The following is a 21,340-nucleotide window of genomic DNA, read 5'->3' as shown; positions in this document are numbered from 1 at the left end:
CGTGGACGTCCTTCCATATGACACCTCCTGGCTCTCGCAGCCTACTACAGGTGTCCACTCTTTCGGAGGAGGTTCACACCGCAGCCCACCCCACGCCCGTGACGATCGCGATACGCCCCTCGTAGAGGGATGAGACGGGCGAACCATACACCTGATTTTAATTCTGTAAAACCGAAATGTTTCTAATTCCAAGGCTTGACGCAATTTCTAAAAATCAGAAGTGATTTGCCCGTCGGGTCGATTTGTCGCGATCCGGTCTCGAGAGTGCTTGCGCGCGAGGCGACGCACTCCGCAGACAGGTCTTAGAGGCATAGACTTCAAGTGGCGACCACCAGGATTGTTAGCTTTGCCGAATGAATTGAGATTGCCATGACCCTAACCTTGATACGGCGCGCGTGGTAGGTTGACCTCCTGCACTTAAAAGAGCTGGAGCGTCACATGCATAATGTTGGCCTCTCGTCTCGTTGTCGGGTGCAATCCGCTTTTCTTGAAAACTTTCAGCATTGCAGTGTTCTCCGGCAAGACTTCGGCGATGAATTCCTTGAGCCCGGCATCCCGGGCGATCATGGCAAGATAACGCATCAATGCGGCGCCGATCCCTTGCCCTTGGTATTCGTCGATCAAGGCGAAGGCCACCTCAGCACGACCGGGGTCAAGGACGATGTAGCGGCCGGCACCTACGATGTGCGGTCCTCCGCCTTCTTGTGCGACGACGACCAAGGCGACCTGGCTGACAAAGTCGATGTCCGAGAAGAACTCCAATTCCTGTTCGGAAAACTGGCGTCTTACCGAAAAGAAACGGCGGCGGAGGGACTCGGCGCTGGCGCGGCTGACGGCTTGTTCAAGGCCGTCCCGATCCTCGTGCCTGAGCGCGCGGATTTCAACGCGGCGCCCATCGCGCAGTGTCTCAATCGCCGAAAATTCAGATGCTTCCGACATAGGTGAACGCCTTCACACGACACGCCGGGTGAGACGGCCGCGATGCAGCAACCGGACATCACAGCCTCCATTGCTCCCCGTGGGGAGCAGGCTGAAAGTACCAAGCCTATTCAATGAAGATCAAGCATAGCCCGACGTCGCCGGCTCCTGCTCTCCGGCTGCGACATACCCGAGAACGCAAGCGCTATCCATGCACTGTATCGGGCAGCGTCGGCATCACGATCGGAGCCTCGACGACCAAGCTGACCGGACAGATGCGCGTCGCCTTCGCAGTGCGATAGGGCCACAGACCTGACCCAACTGGCTGCCCCCGTTACGCTGACGTCGCATCAAGCTGCAGTGCGAAACTCCTTACAAATTGTCATGAGCGCAAATTGGGCTTAGCGTTTCAAAACTGGCTCGAGGGGTGACAACCCATGACGGGACGAGTCGACTCGTTACGCTGGCTGCCAGGGGTGCGCACGCTGCAGCAATACCGCGCAGCGTGGTTGCAGCAGGACATATTTGCCGGGCTTGTGCTGGCTTCGATGCTGGTGCCCGTTGGCATTGCCTACGCAGTGGCCTCCGGCTTGCCGGGAATATATGGGCTCTACGCAACGATCATACCGCTGCTTGCGTATGCTGTGTTCGGTCCCAGCCGCATCCTGGTGCTGGGACCGGACTCGGCGCTGGCTCCCATCATCCTCAGTGTCGTACTTCCCTTGTCCGGTGGAGACGCCGGACGTGCTGTGGTGTTGGCCGGCATGATGGCTATCGTTTCGGGGATCGTATGCATCCTGGCAGGTGTGGCGCGCCTCGGCTTCGTTACCGAACTTCTTTCGAAGCCCATACGATACGGCTACATGAACGGAATTGCGCTGACGGTATTGATCAGCCAACTCCCCAAGCTGTTCGGCTTTTCCATCGAGAGCGACGGGCCGATCAGAAGCATATGGGCCATCGCTCAGGCGATATTTGAGGGAAAAACGAACTGGACAGCGTTTCTGATAGGTGCGGGCACGCTGGCCGTGATCCTGCTTCTGAAGGGCAGCAAGCGCTTGCCGGGAATTCTGATTGCGGTCGTCGCGGCAACCGCCATCGTTGCTGCGCTGGACCTCGCTGCGCGCAGCGGCGTCGCGGTTCTGGGTCCCCTTCCGCAGGGGCTGCCGTCGTTCGCGATTCCTTTAATTGCCCAGACGGACATCGTCCCGGTGCTTATCGGAGGCTGCGCCGCAGCGCTGGTGTCGTTCGCCGACACCAGCGTGCTCTCGCGGGTTTACGCTGCACGAACTGGTTCCAAGGTCGATCCCAACCAGGAACTGATAGGACTCGGCGCCGCCAATTTGGCCTCCGGATTTTTTCAGGGCTTCGCGATCAGCAGCAGCAGTTCACGCACTCCTGTCGCCGAAGCCGCCGGTGCCCGCACGCAATTGACTTGTGTCGTCGGCGCACTGGCCATTACCCTCCTGCTCCTGGTGGCGCCTAACCTGCTTCAGCATTTGCCCACGACGGCATTGGCCGCCGTCGTGATAGCTGCGGCGATCGGATTGATCGAAACAGCCGATCTGGGCCGGATCTATCGCATCCAGCAATGGGAGTTCTGGCTCTCCGTCGTGTGTTTCGTCGGCGTGGCCGTGCTCGGCGTCATTCCAGGAATAGGTGTGGCCATCGCCGTCGCAATCATCGAGTTCCTGTGGGATGGCTGGCGCCCATACTCTGCAGTGTTAGGCCGGCCTCACGGTGTCGAGGGTTATCATGATGTCACGCGTTTTCCGGATGCGCGCCGGATTCCTGGCCTGGTTCTGTTTCGATGGGACGCGCCGCTGTTCTTCGCGAATGCCGAATTGTTCAAGGAGCGCGTCCTGGATGCGGTAGCGCAATCGTCTACGTCCGTGCACTGGTTTGTCGTGGCAGCAGAACCCGTAACCAGCGTAGATGTGACCTCTGCGGATGTGCTCGCCGAGCTGCATGAAACACTGCGCGACAAGGGTATAGAATTGGGTTTTGCCGAGCTCAAAGATCCAGTCAAGGACAAGCTGAAGCGGTTCGGGCTGTTCGCACGTCTTGGCGAACAGTCGTTCTTCCCGACCATTGAGGCAGCCGTCGCCCGCTACCGTGAAACGCATCAGGTGATTGACTGAAACTTGACGACGCAAGTCGCAATTTTCCGCCAAGTCTCCTCTTTAGGTCGCCATGAACCCCTTGCTTAAAGAGATCCGTCACAATCCCCTGCTCTGGCTGCTGGCCTTCGTGCCCGTGCTATTCGTCGCTCAGAAGCTGAAGCCGGAAGCGCACACGTTGCTTTTTGTGCTGTCCGTGCTGGCCATTGTGCCACTGGCGGCGCTGCTCAGTCACGCCACCGAGTCCGTGGCGGCCAAGACCGGCGATACCGTCGGCGGCTTGCTCAACGCCACGCTCGGAAACCTGACCGAACTTGTCATCGCGCTGACCGCACTGCACGCAGGGCAACATACCCTGGTAAAGGCCTCGATCGCCGGAGCGATCGTCACCAACACGTTGTTCATGCTGGGAGCGTCATTCTTCCTCGGCGGACTCAAGCACCACGCGCAGGAATACAACAGGGCCAGCGCCCGTCTGCAGGCAGGACTGCTTTTTCTGGCCACGATCGCGATCTTGATTCCGTCGGCAGTCACGCAAGCCGATTCCGTGGCAGCGGCGGCGTTCACCGGGATGTTGAGCGTGGGTCTGGCTGTGTTGCTCATCACCGTCTACGGACTGGGGCTGTTGTTTTCACTCAAGACCCATCGCGAATTCTTTAGCGGTGCCGAACACGCGGAGGCCGGCGAAGCGCCGTGGCCGCTGGGTCTCGCCCTGGCCACGCTGGCCGGCGTTACTGTTCTGGTGGCGCTGGTGAGCGAAGTATTCGTCGAGTCGGTGCAGGAGGCCGCAGTGGCATTCGGAATGACTCCCGCGTTCGTGGGGTTCATCGTGGTGGCGTTGGTGGGCGGCGCGGCGGAAATGGCTTCGGCGTTTTCCGCCGCGCGCAAGAACCGGCTGGACCTGAGCGTGGGCATCGCGCTCGGAAGCGCATCCCAAATCGCGCTCTTCGTCGCCCCGGTGCTGGTACTGCTCAGCTACGTCATCGGCCCGGCACCGATGAGCCTCCAGTTCTGGCCGGGCGCGGTCGTCATGATGCTCATCGCCACCATGACCGCCTCGCTCGTGACCAACAGCGGACGCTCGGCATGGTTCGTCGGCGTGCTGTTACTGATGGTGTACCTGATTTTCGCCATGACCCTTTACCTGTTGCCACCCAGATCAGCCAGCGAAGGCACCGCGCCGCACAAGACAACCGAACTCTCGATCGAGCGCGCGCATGATGAGGGCAAGTTCACGTCACTTGGCACCACCGCGCCGGAGCAATCCTTATGTTGCGCCAATTTCTCGTAAGTATTGCGGTCAGCGTTGGCAACATTGCGATTCACGCAGTTTTTATGGCCGCTGTCTTGCGCGCGTCGCGCGTCGCGGACGAGCGCGCCACGTCGCGCCAATCGCTTCGACTGGTCGCCGTCATGATTGCGACCGTATCGGTGTTTATGGCCGCGCATATCGCTGAAGTGGCGGTTTGGGCATTGGCCTACAGGATCGTCGGCGCGGCACCGCCCGGCACTGATTTCGTCTATTTTGCCTTTGTAAACTATACAACGCTCGGCTACGGCGACGTGATACCGGTCGAGCGCTGGCATTTGCTCGGGCCCATGACCGCGATGAACGGCGTACTGCTGTTCGGCTGGTCGACCGCCGTCATCTTTGCGGTCCTGCGGGTAGCGATGACGAACCAGACCGGACAAAGCATGCGCGACAAAGGTGTGCCTTCGGAGTAATTCCGAATACCGAACCGCCCGCACCTCTTCCCAGGAAATACAAATTTCTTTCGAAAGCGGTCTCAACCGAACAGCGGTCCGCCTCAGTTGGCGGCCTCCTCGAGCAAGCGCCGGAGCGAAAGTTCCAGCTTCGGCCCGGCTTGTTTCTATGGTACCATGGTTTATGGCAAAGACAGGTACGGTAGCAAAGAAAAAACGGGGGCCGCCGCCGAGTGGCAAGGGCGTTCAAGTTGGCGAGCGCTGGCACCCTTCCGAACTGGTCGCAATTGATGCCTGGATTGCATCGTCATCCGACAAAACGCTGACCCGAGCGCACGCCATCCGCCGCCTGGTGGCACTGGGTCTGAAGGCGAAGGCGAAATAGGAATCGACAACACTCCGAGGGCAACATGATTTCAGTTTTGATTGGGGTCTTAATTATCGTCGTCGTCGGCGCAATCTGCTTTTGGGCAATCGACAAGTTCGCTACCGACGGCCGACTGGCAAATCTGCTCAAGTTGCTCGTGGTGCTCGTTTGCCTCGGCGCGATTGTGCAACGCGTGCTGCCGCTGACATATTAGCGAATGCCCCGAAGCGTGTAGAGCTGGGGCTGAAGACCAAGAGGAAATGAATGCCAGCGCGACCCAGTCACATCCCGCACGCCACCGAACGCACCGCGTTACAAAAGATGAGCCCCACGCGCGGGCTCAAGCCGGAACAGATGCATCCAGCAGGAAAGCAAGTTATTGCGGGAATGTTCGCGAAAGGCTGGATTGAAAAACAACCAGACGGCCGAACGTACTGCATAACGCCGGCAGGCGACGAGGCTCTAAGAGCCATCATCCCTGGACCGTAGCAACCATTAAACGCTAAGGGCTAAGACGGCGGATTACGCTGTCGCTAATCCGTCCTGCGAGCTTCGCATTCATGGAGAGCAACGAAAGTACTCTGTCTTGAGTTCCGGCATTCCTGGGAAGAGACGGGTTATCTGGTTTTCATTGTCAATCTTGAGGCTGAACTGAACGGTGGCGAGCGCGACATCGGTCGAACAGCTGGCAATGAGGTGCAACACGTCACCGTCTTCTTTCTGTGTCTTGATCTGGCAAGTCGCGATTTTTCCTCGGAGCCTGCTTTTCTCATAGACGAATCCGCTGCCATACACATCCGCATCCTTGGCGAAGGCGAGTTTGCCGCCACTCCCTGTAAAGATCTTCTTGCACGCCCCAGCATCGGTCACCCAGGCCCCGGTCAGATCCCTTGACTGCGCCGCAGATGCTACAATTAGCGGCTCTATCAAAACGGCAAATATCCCGATCGCGAGACGGACACCGTGCGTTGGGCCAAAACATCTGCTTCGAACCGATTCAGACATGTCGGGTTCTCTCTGGTTGCTGTCGTTATGGGGTTGTCGTGCTGCCCCACTTCCAGGTCTGGTTGGGATCGTCATGCGAGGCCGCGTTCATCAATCTGCCGCCGGAACGATTCTCAGAGAGGCGCGAAGCGGCTTGCCGGGGGTAACCTTGCGCTTGGGCAATTTGACATCCCCTCGGGGCACTTTCTTGTAGGGAATATTCGAGAGCAGGTGCGAGATGATGTTGAGCCGCGCCTGCCTCTTGTTGTCGGATCGCGCGATAAACCATGGCGCCCACGCGGTATCGGTCGCCTCGAACATGGCGTCGCGACATCGCGTATAATCATCCCATCGCGTATAGGAATCCAAATCCATCTGGGACAGCTTCCAGATCTTTCGCTTGTCGTCGATCCGCGCGGCGAGCCGGCTGGTTTGCTCATCCGGACTGACCTCAAGCCAGTACTTGAAAAGTATAATTCCCGATTCGACCATGGCCTTTTCGACGTTAGGAACCACTCTCAGGAACCCCTTGGCCTGGTCCTCCGTGCAAAAGCCCATGACCCGTTCGACGCCGGCGCGATTGTACCAACTGCGGTCGAAAATCACGATCTCCCCCGCGGAAGGAAAATGCGGCACGTAGCGCTGAACATACATTTGCGACTTCTCGCGGTCCGTCGGGGCGCTCATGGCAACGACGCGGAACACGCGCGGGCTCACTCTTTCGGTGATGGCCTTGATGACACCACCCTTGCCGGCGCCATCTCGTCCCTCGAAGACCACGCACACCTTCTTGCCCTCACGCTTCACCCATTCCTGAAGCTTGACGAGCTCAACGTGCAGCTGGCGCAACTTCTCCTCATATTCCTTGCGCTTGAGCGGCGGAACGTTGGTCTCCTCGCTTTTGCGGTTCTTCTTGGCTACCTGGTTCATGGCTCAGTCCCCCAGCTGTCAGCGCTTCGCTTCGTCCCAGGTCAGAAAAAAGCCGATGTCTCCCGGCAGGCCCGCCGGCCAATCCACGATCATTGCCTTCAGGCCGTAACCTTGGGGCTGCAGGTGGTCACGCCAGAACTCGAAGGCTTGAAGAGGCCTCCCAAGCAAGGTGGTCGGCCATCCTTTTTCCAGATTGTTGAGCGCGCGCCCCTTGTCCGAGCACAACGCATTCGGGAAGCGCATGACCAGAACTTCCTTATTGCCCTTTACTGCAGCGTTTCTTAGTTGGCCGAGCACCCGCCGCTTTACCTCGGCAATCTTTTCAGGCGTGACTGCGACCGGCTCCATCAACGACTTGATAAGGTCCGCGCGCGCTTTGGCGGCCATATCGCCGACGTCTTTCGACGCCTTGGCCATCTCGGTCTGCATCACGTAGTTGCGTAACTCCGTGGCCGACATGAAGCTTTCGTCTCCGAGTTCTTGCGCGGAATCCGAGCTACCCTGTTGGATTGTTGACTGTGACATGTCGAACTCCTTTGGTTGAGGAGCAGGATGGTGTCCTGCATGCGCTACAATCGCTATCTCAGGCATTTCATCAGTGTGGAGGTGTCGGGGAATTCTTTGCGTGCCCCGTGGTACGTTCGCCAACCTCTTTGTGAAATCGAGCTTGGGCGCCTGTGGCTCACTCCATCGAACAATCGCGGGTTGACGGGCCACGTGGAGCTAAGTCCCAATCGATCATTCGGTCAATCGATGAAACCTGCTGCGGCGCAGCGTCAACCCCCTGGGATCAGCCTTGCGGCGTCTGACCAGGACGGCTCTCATGCTCGTTTGCCCGTTTTGGCACAGACAAGCCCCAAGGACCGGGCGGAGCCGAAGGCGTAATCCGCCATTTTTTCGTCGGTTCGGATGGCGGATTACGCTAACAAGAGCCAGCCATCAGGAGAGACGACAATGATCTCACGCCGTTTGTTCATCGCTGGCAGTGCGGCCGCGTTCACCGGCGCTGAACCGGCACGGGCGCAGTCGGGCTATCCCGACCACACCATGCGCATTCTCGTCGGCTATCCGGCCGGCGGCGGCGTCGATCTTGTGGCGCGGCTCGTGGTCGAACCGATGCGGGAGGTGCTTGGGCAGCCCGTGATCGTCGAGAACCGCGCTGGTGCAGCCGCCATGATCGCGGCGCAGGCCGTCGCCAAGGCGGGCACTGACGGCCACACGCTGCTGATGGCGGCTTCGGGCGAGGTCACGATCAACAAACATCTCTACAAGGAAAGGATGACCTATCAGCCCGAGACCGAGCTGGTGCCGATCGCGCTCGCCGGGATCGTGCCCTGTGTGGTCGTGGTGGCCGATGCGTCGCCGGTGCGGACGCCGGCGGACCTGATCGCCTACGCCAAGGCCAGCCGGGGCAAACTGAGCTATTCGTCCTCGGGCGTGGGAAATCCGCAGCATCTCGCCGGCGAGCTGATGAACAAGATGGCCGGCACCGATGTCCAGCACGTGCCCTATCGCGGCTCGGCGCCGGCGGTGACGGACGTTGCGGTCGGCGCCGTCACCATGAGCTTCAGCAGTCTCGCGGCGGCACTGCCGCTGATCCAGGCCGGCAAGATCCGCGCGGTCGCCGTCACCTCGCGCGAGCGCATGCCGCAACTGCCCGATGTCGCGCCGCTTGGCGACGCGCCGGGGCTGGCCGGCTACGAACTCCTCAACTGGTTCGCGATGTTCGCGCCCGCCAGCACGCCGCAGCCGATTCTCGCCCGTCTCGCCGAGGTGATGCCGAAAATCCTGCAGCGGCCCGACATCACGGAGAAGCTGGCAGTTCAGGGCATCGTATCGCGCAGCATGACCGACGCCGAATTGCGCGCCTTCGTCCGCTCGGAATCGGACAAGTTCGCCAGGATCATTCAGGACGCCAACATCACGCTCGCCAATTGAAGCGGCGTACACAGGTACATGTCGACATCGGCCGGCGCCTGCGGCGACATGATCTTGCGTGAGGATTGAATACCGACACGTCGTCACCACCTCCGCGCCACCGCTTCCCACCGCACGTTCACGACGATCATGATCCTCTTGTCGGGTGAGACGGGCAGATTCATGCTCCTGATTTGCCCTGCGGGGAAAGCGGGGTGATTTCCCGGCTCAGGCATTCGGTTGCAGGAACGTGCCGTATTGCTTGCTCGCAGCGACCGCGGCGGCGGCTTGTCCAATGACACGCATCGCCGCCATCATGGGCCACGGCCCAAGACTCACCCGCCGAACGCCGATGCGGGCAAGATCCGGGATTTCGGGAACAGCTCGCGTCACCATGATGTTGACCGGCAGAGGCGTGAGTTGAACGAACTTCTCGATGAGAGCGAGGTCGGTGAGGCCTGGTACGAAAATCCCATCGGCGCCGGCGTCACCATAAACCTTCGCACGCCTTGCCGCTTCATTCAGGCATTCATCCGGCGATCCGAATTTCAGCAGAAATGGATCAGTCCTCGCATTGATGAATAGATGAATTCCGAGTTTTTCCGCCGTGTCCCGCACGGCTCTGATCTTCGCTGCATGTTGTTCGGGGCTGACGAGTTGCCGCTTTCCCCTGGATAGCCCGTCTTCGATATTGATGCCGATGGCACCGGCTTCCAGAACCTTGGTCGCCGACTTCGCGGCGGCGTCTGGGGTGTCGCCATATCCTGCCTCCAGATCGACTGATACTGGGACCGACACCGAAGCTGATATCCGGGACACCAGACCTGTCACCATATCGAACGGGACATCTTCTCCGTCCGCGTAGCCGAGTGCGGACGCGACCGCCCCGCTACTGGTCGCGACCGTCGGAGAAGTCTTCGCAATGACTTTGGCGGTAGCCACGTCCCAGGCGTTAAACAGGACGAGCGGATCTCCCTTCCTATGGAGACCGTGAAATGTCTCGGCGTATTTCTGCTGTGTCTTGGCGTCCATCGCGCGCACTCCTGGTCAGAAAACTTGATTGAAGTTGTGGCCACGTCGTTCAGTCAGGCGCGTGCGTCTTGAACCAGTCCATGATCAGATCGGTGACCTCGACCTCACGCTCGAGGTGCGGGAAGTGCCCGACATCGGGCAGGACAATGCGCTTATGTGGCCCCTTGAAGAGAGGCTCCTCCTTCACCGAATACCTCGCTGTCGGATCGTTGCTGCCATATATCGTCAGCGTCGGCGTATGCATCTCGGTGATCGGCAGCCGGCCCGCAAATCCCGCATTGAACAGGCCTCCATAGTATTTAAGCGCCGCCGCCATCGTACCAGGCGAGCTGAGCGTCTCCTTGATCGAGCGCAGGTGCTCGTCGTTCTCAAATGTCGGCGACCACAGCTTCCAAAGATAATCAACGAAGGGAAGTCCCTCGACATTGACCGCTGAGTCGGCGCCGGGCAGTTGGAAGAAATAGAAATGGAAGATGGATCGAACGGCATCGGGATCCCTCCTGATGCTCGAAAATGTGATCGGGTGCGCGGTATTCATGACCACGGCGGCCTTGATCGCCGATGGCGCCGAGGCCAACGCCTGCAAGGTCGACGTGCCGCCCCAATCCATGCCGACGACGCGTGCTTGTCCGTCGTCGCTCAGCGCCGCGATGAGCGCTTCGAGATCCTTGCCCAGTGCGATGGGATCGAAAATTCCGTCCGCCGGGATCTCAGTCGGCGCATAGCCACGCAAGAACGGCGAGACCGCACGATACCCCGCATCCGCGAAGACCTGCAGCTGCTTTCGATACGACCAGGCATTGTCGGGAAAGCCATGCATGAACATGACAAGGGGGCCCTCCCCTTGTTCGAGGTAGGCGAACCGCACGCCGTTAGCCTGCACGTATTTCAGGGCGGGTTCATTGCCAGTGGCATTCGAAATGGTTGCTGCCGTGCTCCGGGCGTTCATCGCTCTTCTCCATGTGTCTTCGCGTTCAGGTGAGCGCGCGACAGCGACCGGCACGAATGCCGGGATGCCCCTGCAAAATTCGAGGTTGGTCTTCGCCGCCGCTCTTCCGGATAATATGTGCGCAGCGCACATATTTGGTCAAGTTGTTTTTTGTGCGCTACGCACATATTATTCATCGCATGGAAACCGGAATCGCGAATTTGCTGGGGGCGCTTTCGCTCGCCGTCATGGATCGGATCGAGCAAGGAGCGCGCGAGGTCGTGGGCCGTGGCGGCGAGACGCCAGCAGCCCTCGTCGTTATTGGCTATGGCCAGGGCATGACCAACGACAAGCTCCGGCGGATCCTTGGCCTATCGCATTCCGGAACGGTCCGGCTGGTGGACCGTCTGGTTTCGGATCAGCTGGTCGAACGCCGGCCGGGAAAGGACGGCCGGGAAGTCGCTTTGCACCTGACGGCCACGGGCGCTGCGAGCCGGAAAGCTCTGATGGCTTCCCGGATTTCAGCCGTTACGTCCCTTCTGGACGTGCTGTCGCCGACGGAGACGAAGCAACTTGGAACCCTGATACGTGAGATGCTGGCAAGGCAGGACACTTCCGAACTGGATCGCTTCACCATTTGCCGGATGTGCGACGACAGGGTCTGTACGAATTGCCCATTGCCCACAACCAAGAGCAAACGCGATCGTTAGCACGTGCTGCCTTCCCGACATGATTTTTTGCGAGAGAGCTAGCTCAACCGGCGTGACCCGGACGCGGAGCTGCGCTACCTTCCCCGGCAACAAGACCAACAACACGGGGAAATACCAAAGTGTATGACACGATCATCGTAGGCGGCGGTTCGGCTGGTTCGGTCATGGCGCATCGGCTGTCGGCCAAGAGCGCCAACAAGGTCCTGCTGTGCGAGGCCGGCCAGGACACCCCGCCGGGCAACGAGCCGGCCGAGATTCGGGACAGCTATCCGGGCACCGCCTATTTCGATCCGCGCTTCCACTGGACCGAACTCAAGGTCACGACGCAAATCGTCAGCCACAACAATCCCAACGAGGGGCGGCCTCCCTTACGCAAATACGAACAGGCGCGGGTGCTGGGCGGCGGGTCCTCGATCAACGGCCAGATGGCCAACCGTGGCGCACCGACCGACTACGATGAATGGGAAACGCGGGGTGCCACCGGCTGGAGCTGGAAGGACGTGCTGCCCTACTTCAAAAAGGTCGAGCGCGACCTTGATTTCGACGGACCGTACCATGGCAAGGACGGCCGCATCCCGGTGCGACGAATCCCCAGGGAGCATTGGACGAAGCATTCGCAGGCTTTCGCTGACGCCTTCCAGCAGGCCGGCCATCAATTCCTGCCGGACCAGAACGGCGAGTTCGTCGACGGCTATTTCCCGGTGACGCATTCCAACCAGGCCGAGCAACGCGTCTCGGCCGCGATGGGCTATCTCGACCGCGAAACGCGCAAGCGCGCCAATCTCACGATCTCCACCAACACGCAGGTCAGGGAATTGCTGTTCGAAGGCACGCAGTGCGTCGGCGTGAAGGCTCTTGTGGACGGCAAGGAGCAGGAATTCCGCGGCCGCGAGATCATTCTCTGCAGCGGCGCCATCCATTCGCCGGCGCATCTGCTGCGCGCCGGCATCGGCCCGGTCGGTCACCTCAAGGACATGGGCATTCCCGTGCTGATGGGACTTGAAGGCGTCGGCCAGCGCCTGATGGATCATCCCTCGATCTCGCTGTCGTCGTTTGTCCGCCGCGGCGCGCGCATGAACGGGCATACCAGGCGTCACATGCAGGTCGGCTTGCGTTATTCGTCCGGACTGCCCGGCGTGCCTGATGGCGACATGTTCGTCGTGGTGCTCAGCAAATCGGCCTGGCATGCGGTCGGCGAGCAAATCGGCTCGGCGCTGACGTTCGTCAACAAGACCTATTCCGAAACCGGACAGGTCAAACTCGCCTCGCGCGACCCGGCGGCTGAACCGGTCGTCGAGTTCAACCTGTTGTCCGACCGGCGCGACCTCGACCGCCTGATGAGCGGTTTCCGCAAGATGGCGGCGGTGCAAATGAGCGACGCCGTCAGGGCGGTCACCGACAAGCCCTTCCCTGCCTCCTATACCGACCGCGTGCGCAAGATCGGCGTGGTCAACAACAAGAACAGGATCCTCACCAAAATCGCCGCCACCCTGATGGACGGCCCGGCGGCGCTGCGCCATTACATGATCGACAATTTCGTGGTCGAAGGATTTTCGTTCGACGACGTGATCAACGACGACGAGGCGCTGGAGACCTTCGTGCGCAAGGGGACCATCGGCGTGTGGCACGCCTCGTGCTCGTGCCGGATGGGCCGGCCGGAGGACCCGATGTCCGTCGTCGACACCGAGGGCCGCGTCAAGGGCGTGCAGGGCCTGCGCGTGGTCGACGCCTCGATCTTCCCTGTCGTGCCCTGTGCCAACACCAATTTTCCGGTTTTGATGTCGGCGGAGAAGATTGCGGCCGCGATGCAGTGATGCGCGCGAGCAGCAATTCCCATGCATGCCCATTGATTGACTTGGCAGGCTGCGAACCTAAAGTTGGTTCCGCACCGAAAAGGAAATCGACCGCATGACTTTGCCGATGAACTGGAACGAATGGGCGCAGCACGACGGCGTGGCGCTGGCGGAGCGCGTCAGGAAAGGCGAACTGACGGCACAGGAATTGGCAAGCCAGGCAAAAGCGGCCATCGCGAAAGTCGATCCGGCGCTGTCTGCCGTGGTCGAATTGTTTGAGGACGCGATCGACGATCCCGGCAAGGCCGGCGCCGATCTCGCGGGACCCTTCGCCGGCCTCCCGTTCCTGATGAAGGATCTGGGCCCGACCATGCAGGGGCGCCTGCAGGAAATGGGGTCGCTGCTGATGCGCGGCAATCGCGCCACATCAGATACGTTCCTGACATCGAAGATGCGCCAGGCTGGACTCAATCTGATCGGACGGACGACGACGCCGGAGTTCGGCGTTTGCAGTTCGGCTGACAATCCAGCCGTCTACGTCACGCGCAACCCCTGGAATACCGACTACACCACCTGCGGATCGTCGGCCGGCAGCGCCGCGATGGTCGCGGCGGGCGCGGTGCCGATCGCGCATGCCACCGACGGCGGAGGTTCGATCCGCATCCCGGCCGGCGTCAACGGCAACATCGGTCTGAAGGTTTCACGCGGCGTGTTCTCGCTGGCGCCGCACCTTTCGGATTTGTCGGGGCTGGTGTCGATCCAGGGCTGCCAGTCGCGCACGGTGCGCGATACCGCCGCCTTCGTCGATGCCTGCCGCGGTCCCGCGCCCGGCGAATTGATGCCGTTCTGGACCGCGCCGGAGCCTTACCAGGACATGATCAAGCGCGATCCGGGGCGGCTCAAAATCGCGCTCTCGCACCAATGGGGCGACTATCAGGCGACACCGCAGATCGCGTCAGAGCTGAAAAAAGCCGGACAATTCCTCGAAGGCCTCGGCCATCACGTCGATTACGCGTTGCCCGCGGTCGACTATCGCGCCGCCTTTGACGCCCAGACCACCTGCTACATCAGCAATTTTGCGGTGGTCATCAGCAACATGCTCGCCGCCCGCGGGCTCGAAAAGCCGCCGGCGGATCTGATCGAACCGGTCAACATCCGGATCTGGGAAGCCGGCCGGCACACAACCTTCGCCGAGCGGGCGCGCATGCAGGCCGTCTTCAACACGACATCGCGCGGCTTCGGCACGTTCTTCGAGGATTGGGACATCATCCTGACGCCGATCACCGCGCTGCCGACGCCGAAGGTCGGCACCACGGAATATCTGACCATCTCGGACAATCCGTCGGTGCTGGACTGGTTCGGCAATCTGTGGCGCAACTTCGCCTTCACGCCGCTGGCCAATCTGTGCGGGATTCCCGCGATTTCGCTGCCGATGGCCCAGCATGAGCATGGCTTGCCGCTGGGCATTCAGGCCCAGGCCAGGCAGGCCAATGACGGGCTGCTGCTGCAGCTGGCGGCGCAGATCGAGCGGGCGCTCGGCGGCCAATGGAACTCGGGACGGAAGCCCGGAGTGCACGCGGCGAACGGCTGAGCCGTCTTTGGCTCACCCATCAATCTGGTCTAGAACGTCTGTATGTCCGAAGCATCCAAAGTCGACACGCCGCTGCCGTTTGACGAACTGGCCGACGCCATCAAGAGCCACCGCTCCGTCTATGGGCACATCAGTGGGCTTCAACTTGACCGCGCCGCCGCTGGCGAAGCCTGGTCGAGCCTGCCCTACCGCCCCGTTTTCGTCGGCGACACCGGGACCGGCGTGCTTCATGGCGGCGTCGTCACCGCGATGCTCGACGAGAGCTGCGGCATGGCGGTCCAGCTCGCGCTCGACGGGACGCGCGCGATCGCAACCCTTGACCTGCGCATCGACTATTTGAAGCCGGCAACGCCCGGCCTCGACATCCGGGCGCATGCAATCTGCTACCGCGTCACCCGCTCGATCGCCTTCGTGCGCGCGACCGCCTATCAGGAGACCGAGGACGATCCGGTCGCCACCGCAACGGCCTGCTTCATGGTCGGCGCCAACCGCACCAATATGCTCAAGGGCCGCTCGAGGGAGGATCTCGCGCTGCCGACGCTTGAAGCGCCGGAAGATCCGACCGGCCCGTTCGCCCAAAGCCCGTTCGCGCGCTGCCTCGGCATCCGCGTCAGCGAGGACGGCACGCTGGTGATGCCGTTCTCACAGAAGATCATCGGCAACCCGATCCTGCCCGCGATCCATGGCGGCATGACCGGCGCCTTCCTCGAAACCACCGCCATCGTCGGCGTGACGCGCGAACTCGGCGTGTCGCTGCCGAAGCCGATCGGGCTGACGATCAACTATTTGCGCTCCGGCCGGGCGCTGGACAGCTACGCCAACGTCTCGATCGTCAAGCAGGGCCGGCGCGTCGTCGCCTTCGAGGCGCAGGCCTGGCAGGACGACCGGACCAAACCGATCGCCTCGGCGTTCGGGCATTTCATGCTGAGGCAGGCGCCGGGCGCGGACGAGGAATAGGCGTATCCAGGCGTTAAGCTTACAAACCAGCCGGTCATCGACAAGCGGCTACCGCCGGGCTTAAATCTGTCAGGTGCTGACCGCGGCCACACGGGCATTAACGGGATGTTGATGCTCTCGCTGTTGTCTCGCCATGGTTGATGGTGGAACATTGGCGCATAGAGCGCACTGATTTTTGAGGGAACGGTATTGCTGGATCCAAAATGGGATGAGCGATTTATGCTCCTGGCGCATCATCTGGCGACCTGGAGCATCGAGAAAGGGCGCCGCGTCGGCGCCGTGATCGTCGGGCCCGACCATGAAATCCGCTCGACCGGCTTCAACGGGCTGCCGAGCGGTGTTCGCGATGATCTCGAGGAGCGCCATTCCCGCGTCACCGGCGCCAAATATATCTGGAGCTGCCACGCCGAACAGAATGCGATCTTCAATGCCGCCCGCGTTGGCGTCGCGCTCAAGGGCTGCACCATCTACGTTCCCTGGTTTCCCTGCGTGGAGTGCACCAAGGCCATCATCCAATGCGGCATCACGGCGCTCGTCGCCTACGCGCCCGACCGGCCGAACTCGAACTGGGCCGAGGATTTCTCCATCTCCGGTCAGATGCTGAACGAAGCCAACATCGAGGTTCGGCTGATTCCCCGGCTCGCCGAACTACCCGACGCCACCGAAGAGTGAGGCGCAACGAGCCCGCGCGGCTCGGCTACGTCGCGCCTTCGTCGGGAATATTCAGCACCACACCACACGCCTTGCAATGCACGGCATCGCCGTCATGGCGCTGCAGGCCGCAGGACGGACAGGGAAACCGCACCTTGCTCGGGGACAGCAGCGCGCGGGCGAGATTGAAGAACAGCGTGACGCCGAAGATCATGATCACGACCGTAATCATGCGGCCGACCGTTCCGCGCAGGGTGATGTCGCCAAAGCCGGTCGTCGTCAGCGCCGTGACGGTGAAATACAGCGCGTCGGCATAGTTCGTGATCTGCTCGTTGCGAAACTTCTGGGTCTCGTAGACGATCGCGGTCATCACGAAAATGAAGACCGCAAGATTGGTGACGGCAAAGATCACTTCCTCGTTGCGCCGGAAAAACGTGCTGTCGCCGCGCAGCCGGGTCAGCATCTGAACCTCGCGCAGCAGCCGCAAGGTGCGCAGGATGCGCAGAAAGCCGCCCGCTTCTCCCGCCAGCGGGGCCAGGAATGAGGCGATCGCGATCAGATCGGTCCAGGTCGAAATGCGGGTAAATGCCCGCAACCGGCGCCGGTTGATAAACAGGCGCGCCGCGAAATCGGCCAGGATCACCGCGCCGAACAGGACGTCGAGCGTTTCGACGATCTCGCTTGGGGGCAGGAACGACGTTACGACGATGAACAGCACCGTGACGATGTCGAACGCCAGCAGCGCGTAGCGAAAACGGACGCCGAGCGGCGTGTCGCTTTCGTAAAGCTGCCGGATATTGCTTTTCAGCGAGCCGAGGTTCATGGCGGCATGTTCACAGCTTTACCCGCATCATGGCAAGGCATGCAGGGCGCCGCGCCGAGGCATCACGCGGTGGCCGCCCGGGCGCGCATCTCCTCGCTGGGCTTGACGTCCTGCGAGCGGCTGTAGATCGCAACGGCCGACATCAGCACCACGGTGAGCACGCCGAACAAGGCGCGGTAGGCGGTCTCGGAGCGGCCGCCGTCGGCGAGAGGCTCGAACCCGCCGACGATGATGCCCGACAATGTCTGCATGCAGGCGACGCCCAGCATCACGGCGGTGTTGATGGCCGCAATACCGCGGCCGATCAGCCGGTCCGGGAAGATGCCGCGGCCATGCGTCATCACCATGGTGCTGGAGGCGCTGAAGAAACCGATGGCGACGATGGCGCCGACGGGCACCCAGACCGGCGGGCGGGAAGCGAGCGCCAGCGTCGCAAGCATGGATATGGTCACCATGGTGCCGCCGATGGCGATCCATTTGCGCGTGTCGAGCACGCGGTCCAAGGGGCCGAAGGCGACGATGCCAAGCTGGTAGGTGATCACGGCGGCCAGCAGCACGTTGCCGGCCTCGATCGGGCTCATGCCATGCACCTCGCGCAGGAACGAGCCGCCCCACAGGCCCTGAACGGTGAAGGTGCAGGCATAATTGCAGAAATTCATCGCCAGGATCGGCCTCAGGCGCGGGTTGCCCAGCACCTCGATCAGGCCTTGCAGCATCTGGCGTGGCGGCTCCGGGGTGCGGTCGAGAAAGGGGTGGCCGGGCGGCGCGTCGCGCACCACCAGCCACACGGCGATGGTGGCGAGTGCGATGAAGACGACGACCGCGCCGAACACGGCGCGCCAGCCGACGGCCTCCGAGGCCCATGCCAGCGGCGTGGTGGCGAAGAGATTGCCGAGCAGTCCGATCGACAGCACCATGGCGGTGAGCGTGGAAAAACGATCCGGTGGAAACCAGCGCGAGATCACCACCATGCTGCCGATCAGCATGACGCCGAAGCCGGCGCCCATCAGGACGCGGCCGGTGAGCAGAACCGGCCAGGTCGGCGCCAGCGTGAAGATCGCAGCGCCTGTCGTGGCGAGGATCAGCATGCAAGCCACGGTGCGCCGAGGTCCGAAATGGTCGAACAGAAGGCCGCAGGGGATCTGCATCGCGGCAAAGCCAAAGAAGAATGCGCCCGTCAGCGCGCCCAACGCTTCCGGTCCGATGGCGAGGTCGCGCATCAGGTCGAGGCCGATGGTGACGTTGGCGGCGCGGAAAAAATGACTGGCGACATAGGCCGTGGCCAAGGTCGCGACGATGATCAGGCCCCGGCGGTGGGCGAAAGGGCGCCGCAACGCGGAGCTCATCGACTGGGGGGTATCCCTCTTGTTGTTTGTTGCCTGGCAGGCGTTTCCAATCACCGAGCCTATGCGGCCTCGACTGCCAGTTCAAGGTTGGGGCTGACGGTTGGCGGTTTTCCAGGGGCTGCGCGAGGCGATGAATCGAACCTCTCTGCTGCAGTGCATGATTCCGTTTGCGGGCCAATCGAGCATTCGATGATGATCGTTGCGGCGCGCCGGGCTTGCGGTGAAATGAGGCCACCCATAAGAACGTGGATCGACATCGCTGAAGGGAGGCAATCTGGTGGTTAAGCTCTCACATCGTCGCAATGTCATGAATGCCGTCCTTGCATCAGCCATCGCGTTCGCAGGCCCGCTGGTGGCAAGCGCGGTCGTGCATGCGGCTGAGTTTCCAGCGCGCAGCATCACGCTCGTCGTCCCCTACCCGGCCGGCGGCGGCGTCGACGCCATGGCGCGCGTGGTGGCGCAAAAACTGTCCGATGCATTCCGCCAGACCGTGACCGTCGACAACCGCGGCGGCGGCGGAGGAACCATCGGCACCCGCGCCGTGGCGCGCGCCGCGCCTGATGGCTACACGCTGCTGCTGGGCCACACCGGGACGCTGTCGATCAACCCCAGCCTCTACACCAAGCTCGGCATGGACCCGCGCAAGGATTTTGCGCCGATCGGTCTCGTCGCATCCATGCCGGTGGCCCTGCTCGCGCATCCGTCGTTTGCCGCCAAGACGGTCACTGATGTGATCGCGCTCGCCAAGAAGGAGCCGGGCAAACTCAATATCGGCACTTCGCCGGTCGGCACCGGCGGCTACATGTGCGCGGAACTGTTCAAGGCCGAATCCGGTATCGATGCCGCTATCATTCCCTACAAGGGCACGGCGCCCGTGATGAACGACCTGCTCGGCGGCCATGTGCCGGTGGCGTTCGGCGTGCTGCCGCCGGCGCTCGGCAATATCGCGGCCGGCCAGTTGCGCGCCATCGCCGTCACCAGCAAGCAGCGCTTCTCGCTTTTGCCTGACGTGCCGACCTTCGACGAGTCCGGGATGCCCGGCTTCGAAGCCGTGCTGCATTACGGGCTGCTGGCGCCGTCAGGCACGCCGCCTGACATCGTCGAAATCCTCAGCGCCGAGCTGCGCAAACTTGTCGGCGATCCGGAGGTGCAGAAACGCATCCGTCTCGAAGGCGGCGATCCCCTGGCCTCGACGCCGGCCGAATACGCCGACGACATCGATCGGGAAGAAAAGAAGTGGAGCAAGCTCGTTCATCAGCTCGGGCTGAAGGTGGAGTAGCTGACGGGTGCGTGAGCATGATGAAATAGCGACCGCGAAGGGATTGCGCTCCCTCTCCCGCTTGCGGGGGAGGGCTGGGGTGGGGGTGTCTCCACGAGTCGTCGGGTGGAAAAAGCCCCCACCCGCAGCGCTTCGCGCGTCGACCTCCCCCGCAAGCGGGAGAGGTGCAGCGAGCCCGCCGCCGCTTCACCGCCCCACATCAAATATTCGGATTCCACATCACTGGAATCTCCCGGTAGCCGCTGCCGTGTTTCTCGACATGCGCGAGCGACGGGAACGGATAGTGGAAGCCCTGCACCCGCATCCTGTCGGCCGCCAGCATGTCGTAAACCTTGCGGCGGGTCGCTTCCGCCATCGCCGGGTCCTGATCGTAAAAGACGTGCCAGTCGGGATGCCGGACGAACAGGAACGGGACGTGGGTGACATCGGATTGCACGTAGACGGAATCCGAGCCTGAGGCGATCACGAACGAGCTATGGCCGGGCGAGTGCCCAGGCGTACCCTGCGCGGTGACGCCGGGAATCACTTCCTTGCCCCCCTCATAGGTTCTCACACGCTTCAGAGCCTCCGGCGTGAAGACCCGCCGCGCATTCTTGAAGACGCCCTCGATACGGCCTTTGGGGGCGCGGCTCATCTCGCCGTCGTCCATCCAGTACTGGTGCTCCCTGGCGGGCACGAGGATCTCGGCGTTCGGATAGGTCAGTGAATTGTCGTCCATCAAGAGGCCGTTCATGTGGTCGCCGTGATAATGCGAGATGATCACGACATCGACGGCGTTGCGGTCGATGCCAGCGGCGGCGAGGTTGGTCACGAACTGGCCGGCGGTGCCGTTGCTCTTCTTGTAATTGCTCTCGCCGGTGCCGGTATCGATGATCGCCAGCTTCGATCCGGTGTTGATGGCGATCGGGTTGTACGGCGTGGTCATCATGTCCTTTTCCATGAAGACCTCGGCGAGCGCGGCGTTCACCACATCCTTCTTGATGTTGGTGACGTGATCCTCCGCCATCTTGAACCGGTTGACGCCATCGGTGGCCACCGTCACCTCGATGCTGCCGATCTTGTAGCGGTACCAGCCGGCGGTCTGCTTGCCCGCTGGCGGCGTCGCGGCGTGGACGGGCTGAATGAACGGCAGGCTCGTGGCCGCTGCCGCGCCTGCGGCAGCCGACAACAGATCGCGGCGCGTGAAAGCCGTCATAGGCGTCTCCCCTCAAATTTTATCCCGGGATTTGGCTCCCGAATTGGCGTGAATACTCCCGATTTTTGGGACCTTTCGCAAGGCGGAAGCGAAGG

General features: G+C 61.7%; 21 protein-coding genes. 12 read left to right on the top strand and 9 right to left on the bottom strand.

Annotated elements, in window-relative coordinates:
• Positions 1-417: 417 nt before the first annotated feature.
• A complete protein-coding gene (locus JQ567_RS36250) occupies positions 418-939 on the bottom strand; it encodes a GNAT family N-acetyltransferase (RefSeq protein WP_212443252.1) in 522 nt (173 codons plus the stop codon).
• A 416-nt stretch (positions 940-1,355) separates the two neighbouring features.
• On the opposite strand from JQ567_RS36250, the gene JQ567_RS36245 reads away from it, so the two are divergent.
• The 5 genes from JQ567_RS36245 (at position 1,356) to JQ567_RS36225 (ending at position 5,323) form a co-directional block, all read left to right on the top strand.
• Positions 1,356-3,059 carry a SulP family inorganic anion transporter gene (locus JQ567_RS36245; protein WP_212443251.1) on the top strand — a complete coding sequence of 568 codons (1,704 nt, stop codon included), beginning with the start codon at positions 1,356-1,358 and terminating at the stop codon, positions 3,057-3,059.
• A 52-nt stretch (positions 3,060-3,111) separates the two neighbouring features.
• Positions 3,112-4,329 carry a calcium/proton exchanger gene (gene cax / locus JQ567_RS36240; RefSeq protein ID WP_212443250.1) on the top strand — a complete coding sequence of 406 codons (1,218 nt, stop codon included), beginning with the start codon at positions 3,112-3,114 and terminating at the stop codon, positions 4,327-4,329.
• Positions 4,330-4,373: 44 nt separating this feature from the next.
• Positions 4,374-4,763, top strand: a complete 390-nt coding sequence (locus JQ567_RS36235; protein ID WP_312017520.1) for a potassium channel family protein — start codon at positions 4,374-4,376, stop codon at positions 4,761-4,763.
• Positions 4,764-4,926: 163 nt separating this feature from the next.
• On the top strand, positions 4,927-5,127 hold the full coding sequence (locus tag JQ567_RS36230) for a hypothetical protein (protein WP_212443248.1): 201 nt from the start codon (positions 4,927-4,929) through the stop codon (positions 5,125-5,127).
• A 25-nt stretch (positions 5,128-5,152) separates the two neighbouring features.
• Positions 5,153-5,323 carry a hypothetical protein gene (locus JQ567_RS36225; RefSeq protein ID WP_154070762.1) on the top strand — a complete coding sequence of 57 codons (171 nt, stop codon included), beginning with the start codon at positions 5,153-5,155 and terminating at the stop codon, positions 5,321-5,323.
• 344 nt (positions 5,324-5,667) lie between these two features.
• On the opposite strand, the gene JQ567_RS36220 is transcribed toward JQ567_RS36225, so the two are convergent.
• From JQ567_RS36220 to JQ567_RS36210, 3 genes are all read right to left on the bottom strand, one after another.
• The gene (locus tag JQ567_RS36220; RefSeq protein ID WP_212443247.1) at positions 5,668-6,114 is read right to left on the bottom strand and encodes a hypothetical protein; all 447 of its coding nucleotides are present in this window, start codon (positions 6,112-6,114) and stop codon (positions 5,668-5,670) included.
• Positions 6,115-6,204: 90 nt separating this feature from the next.
• Positions 6,205-7,023, bottom strand: a complete 819-nt coding sequence (ppk2, locus tag JQ567_RS36215) for a polyphosphate kinase 2 (RefSeq protein WP_212443246.1) — start codon at positions 7,021-7,023, stop codon at positions 6,205-6,207.
• Positions 7,024-7,041: 18 nt separating this feature from the next.
• Positions 7,042-7,548: a hypothetical protein gene (locus JQ567_RS36210; RefSeq protein ID WP_212443245.1), complete on the bottom strand. Its 507-nt coding sequence runs from the start codon at positions 7,546-7,548 to the stop codon at positions 7,042-7,044.
• Positions 7,549-7,977: 429 nt separating this feature from the next.
• Between JQ567_RS36210 and JQ567_RS36205 the strand changes: the two genes are divergently transcribed.
• The gene (locus JQ567_RS36205) at positions 7,978-8,961 is read left to right on the top strand and encodes a tripartite tricarboxylate transporter substrate binding protein (RefSeq protein WP_212443244.1); all 984 of its coding nucleotides are present in this window, start codon (positions 7,978-7,980) and stop codon (positions 8,959-8,961) included.
• A gap of 207 nt (positions 8,962-9,168) precedes the next feature.
• On the opposite strand, the gene JQ567_RS36200 is transcribed toward JQ567_RS36205, so the two are convergent.
• Both JQ567_RS36200 and JQ567_RS36195 read right to left on the bottom strand, forming a co-directional pair.
• The gene (locus JQ567_RS36200; RefSeq protein WP_212443243.1) at positions 9,169-9,972 is read right to left on the bottom strand and encodes an isocitrate lyase/phosphoenolpyruvate mutase family protein; all 804 of its coding nucleotides are present in this window, start codon (positions 9,970-9,972) and stop codon (positions 9,169-9,171) included.
• Between the two features lie 49 nt (positions 9,973-10,021).
• Positions 10,022-10,975 carry an alpha/beta hydrolase gene (locus JQ567_RS36195; protein WP_312017519.1) on the bottom strand — a complete coding sequence of 318 codons (954 nt, stop codon included), beginning with the start codon at positions 10,973-10,975 and terminating at the stop codon, positions 10,022-10,024.
• 80 nt (positions 10,976-11,055) lie between these two features.
• Between JQ567_RS36195 and JQ567_RS36190 the strand changes: the two genes are divergently transcribed.
• The 5 genes from JQ567_RS36190 (at position 11,056) to JQ567_RS36170 (ending at position 16,623) form a co-directional block, all read left to right on the top strand.
• Positions 11,056-11,610: a MarR family winged helix-turn-helix transcriptional regulator gene (locus JQ567_RS36190; protein ID WP_249165960.1), complete on the top strand. Its 555-nt coding sequence runs from the start codon at positions 11,056-11,058 to the stop codon at positions 11,608-11,610.
• A gap of 119 nt (positions 11,611-11,729) precedes the next feature.
• The gene (locus JQ567_RS36185) at positions 11,730-13,424 is read left to right on the top strand and encodes a GMC oxidoreductase (RefSeq protein ID WP_212443242.1); all 1,695 of its coding nucleotides are present in this window, start codon (positions 11,730-11,732) and stop codon (positions 13,422-13,424) included.
• A gap of 94 nt (positions 13,425-13,518) precedes the next feature.
• On the top strand, positions 13,519-14,994 hold the full coding sequence (locus JQ567_RS36180; RefSeq protein ID WP_212443241.1) for an amidase: 1,476 nt from the start codon (positions 13,519-13,521) through the stop codon (positions 14,992-14,994).
• Between the two features lie 42 nt (positions 14,995-15,036).
• Complete coding sequence (locus tag JQ567_RS36175) at positions 15,037-15,951, top strand: PaaI family thioesterase (protein WP_212443240.1); 915 nt, start codon at positions 15,037-15,039, stop codon at positions 15,949-15,951.
• Positions 15,952-16,140: 189 nt separating this feature from the next.
• On the top strand, positions 16,141-16,623 hold the full coding sequence (locus JQ567_RS36170; RefSeq protein ID WP_283816617.1) for a dCMP deaminase family protein: 483 nt from the start codon (positions 16,141-16,143) through the stop codon (positions 16,621-16,623).
• 25 nt (positions 16,624-16,648) lie between these two features.
• On the opposite strand, the gene JQ567_RS36165 is transcribed toward JQ567_RS36170, so the two are convergent.
• Together JQ567_RS36165 and JQ567_RS36160 are read right to left on the bottom strand one after the other, a co-directional pair.
• Entirely contained in the window at positions 16,649-17,425 is a 777-nt protein-coding gene (locus JQ567_RS36165; RefSeq protein WP_212443238.1) for a potassium channel family protein, read from the bottom strand.
• Between the two features lie 62 nt (positions 17,426-17,487).
• Complete coding sequence (locus tag JQ567_RS36160; RefSeq protein WP_212443237.1) at positions 17,488-18,771, bottom strand: MFS transporter; 1,284 nt, start codon at positions 18,769-18,771, stop codon at positions 17,488-17,490.
• 277 nt (positions 18,772-19,048) lie between these two features.
• Here JQ567_RS36160 and JQ567_RS36155 point away from each other — a divergent pair, with 277 nt between their 5' ends.
• The gene (locus JQ567_RS36155; protein ID WP_212443236.1) at positions 19,049-20,050 is read left to right on the top strand and encodes a tripartite tricarboxylate transporter substrate binding protein; all 1,002 of its coding nucleotides are present in this window, start codon (positions 19,049-19,051) and stop codon (positions 20,048-20,050) included.
• Positions 20,051-20,249: 199 nt separating this feature from the next.
• On the opposite strand, the gene JQ567_RS36150 is transcribed toward JQ567_RS36155, so the two are convergent.
• Positions 20,250-21,245: an MBL fold metallo-hydrolase gene (locus JQ567_RS36150; RefSeq protein WP_212443235.1), complete on the bottom strand. Its 996-nt coding sequence runs from the start codon at positions 21,243-21,245 to the stop codon at positions 20,250-20,252.
• Positions 21,246-21,340: the final 95 nt, after the last annotated feature.

Source organism: Bradyrhizobium sp. AUGA SZCCT0431 (assembly GCF_018131065.1).
Classification (GTDB): domain Bacteria; phylum Pseudomonadota; class Alphaproteobacteria; order Rhizobiales; family Xanthobacteraceae; genus Bradyrhizobium.
Note: the sequence above shows the minus strand (reverse complement) of the source record. Positions and strands in the feature narration are given on the sequence as shown.

What these genes read in the sequence shown, in the direction of transcription:
- JQ567_RS36165 (WP_212443238.1), bottom strand. Translation starts at nt 17,425, where the DNA reads ATGAACCTCGGCTCGCTGAAAAGCAATATCCGGCAGCTTTACGAAAGC.
- JQ567_RS36220 (WP_212443247.1), bottom strand. Translation starts at nt 6,114, where the DNA reads ATGTCTGAATCGGTTCGAAGCAGATGTTTTGGCCCAACGCACGGTGTC.
- JQ567_RS36230 (WP_212443248.1), top strand. Translation starts at nt 4,927, where the DNA reads ATGGCAAAGACAGGTACGGTAGCAAAGAAAAAACGGGGGCCGCCGCCG.
- JQ567_RS36175 (WP_212443240.1), top strand. Translation starts at nt 15,037, where the DNA reads ATGTCCGAAGCATCCAAAGTCGACACGCCGCTGCCGTTTGACGAACTG.
- JQ567_RS36235 (WP_312017520.1), top strand. Translation starts at nt 4,374, where the DNA reads ATGGCCGCTGTCTTGCGCGCGTCGCGCGTCGCGGACGAGCGCGCCACG.
- ppk2 (WP_212443246.1), bottom strand. Translation starts at nt 7,023, where the DNA reads ATGAACCAGGTAGCCAAGAAGAACCGCAAAAGCGAGGAGACCAACGTT.
- JQ567_RS36160 (WP_212443237.1), bottom strand. Translation starts at nt 18,771, where the DNA reads ATGAGCTCCGCGTTGCGGCGCCCTTTCGCCCACCGCCGGGGCCTGATC.
- cax (WP_212443250.1), top strand. Translation starts at nt 3,112, where the DNA reads ATGAACCCCTTGCTTAAAGAGATCCGTCACAATCCCCTGCTCTGGCTG.
- JQ567_RS36225 (WP_154070762.1), top strand. Translation starts at nt 5,153, where the DNA reads ATGATTTCAGTTTTGATTGGGGTCTTAATTATCGTCGTCGTCGGCGCA.
- JQ567_RS36180 (WP_212443241.1), top strand. Translation starts at nt 13,519, where the DNA reads ATGACTTTGCCGATGAACTGGAACGAATGGGCGCAGCACGACGGCGTG.
- JQ567_RS36150 (WP_212443235.1), bottom strand. Translation starts at nt 21,245, where the DNA reads ATGACGGCTTTCACGCGCCGCGATCTGTTGTCGGCTGCCGCAGGCGCG.
- JQ567_RS36250 (WP_212443252.1), bottom strand. Translation starts at nt 939, where the DNA reads ATGTCGGAAGCATCTGAATTTTCGGCGATTGAGACACTGCGCGATGGG.
- JQ567_RS36205 (WP_212443244.1), top strand. Translation starts at nt 7,978, where the DNA reads ATGATCTCACGCCGTTTGTTCATCGCTGGCAGTGCGGCCGCGTTCACC.
- JQ567_RS36200 (WP_212443243.1), bottom strand. Translation starts at nt 9,972, where the DNA reads ATGGACGCCAAGACACAGCAGAAATACGCCGAGACATTTCACGGTCTC.
- JQ567_RS36245 (WP_212443251.1), top strand. Translation starts at nt 1,356, where the DNA reads ATGACGGGACGAGTCGACTCGTTACGCTGGCTGCCAGGGGTGCGCACG.
- JQ567_RS36210 (WP_212443245.1), bottom strand. Translation starts at nt 7,548, where the DNA reads ATGTCACAGTCAACAATCCAACAGGGTAGCTCGGATTCCGCGCAAGAA.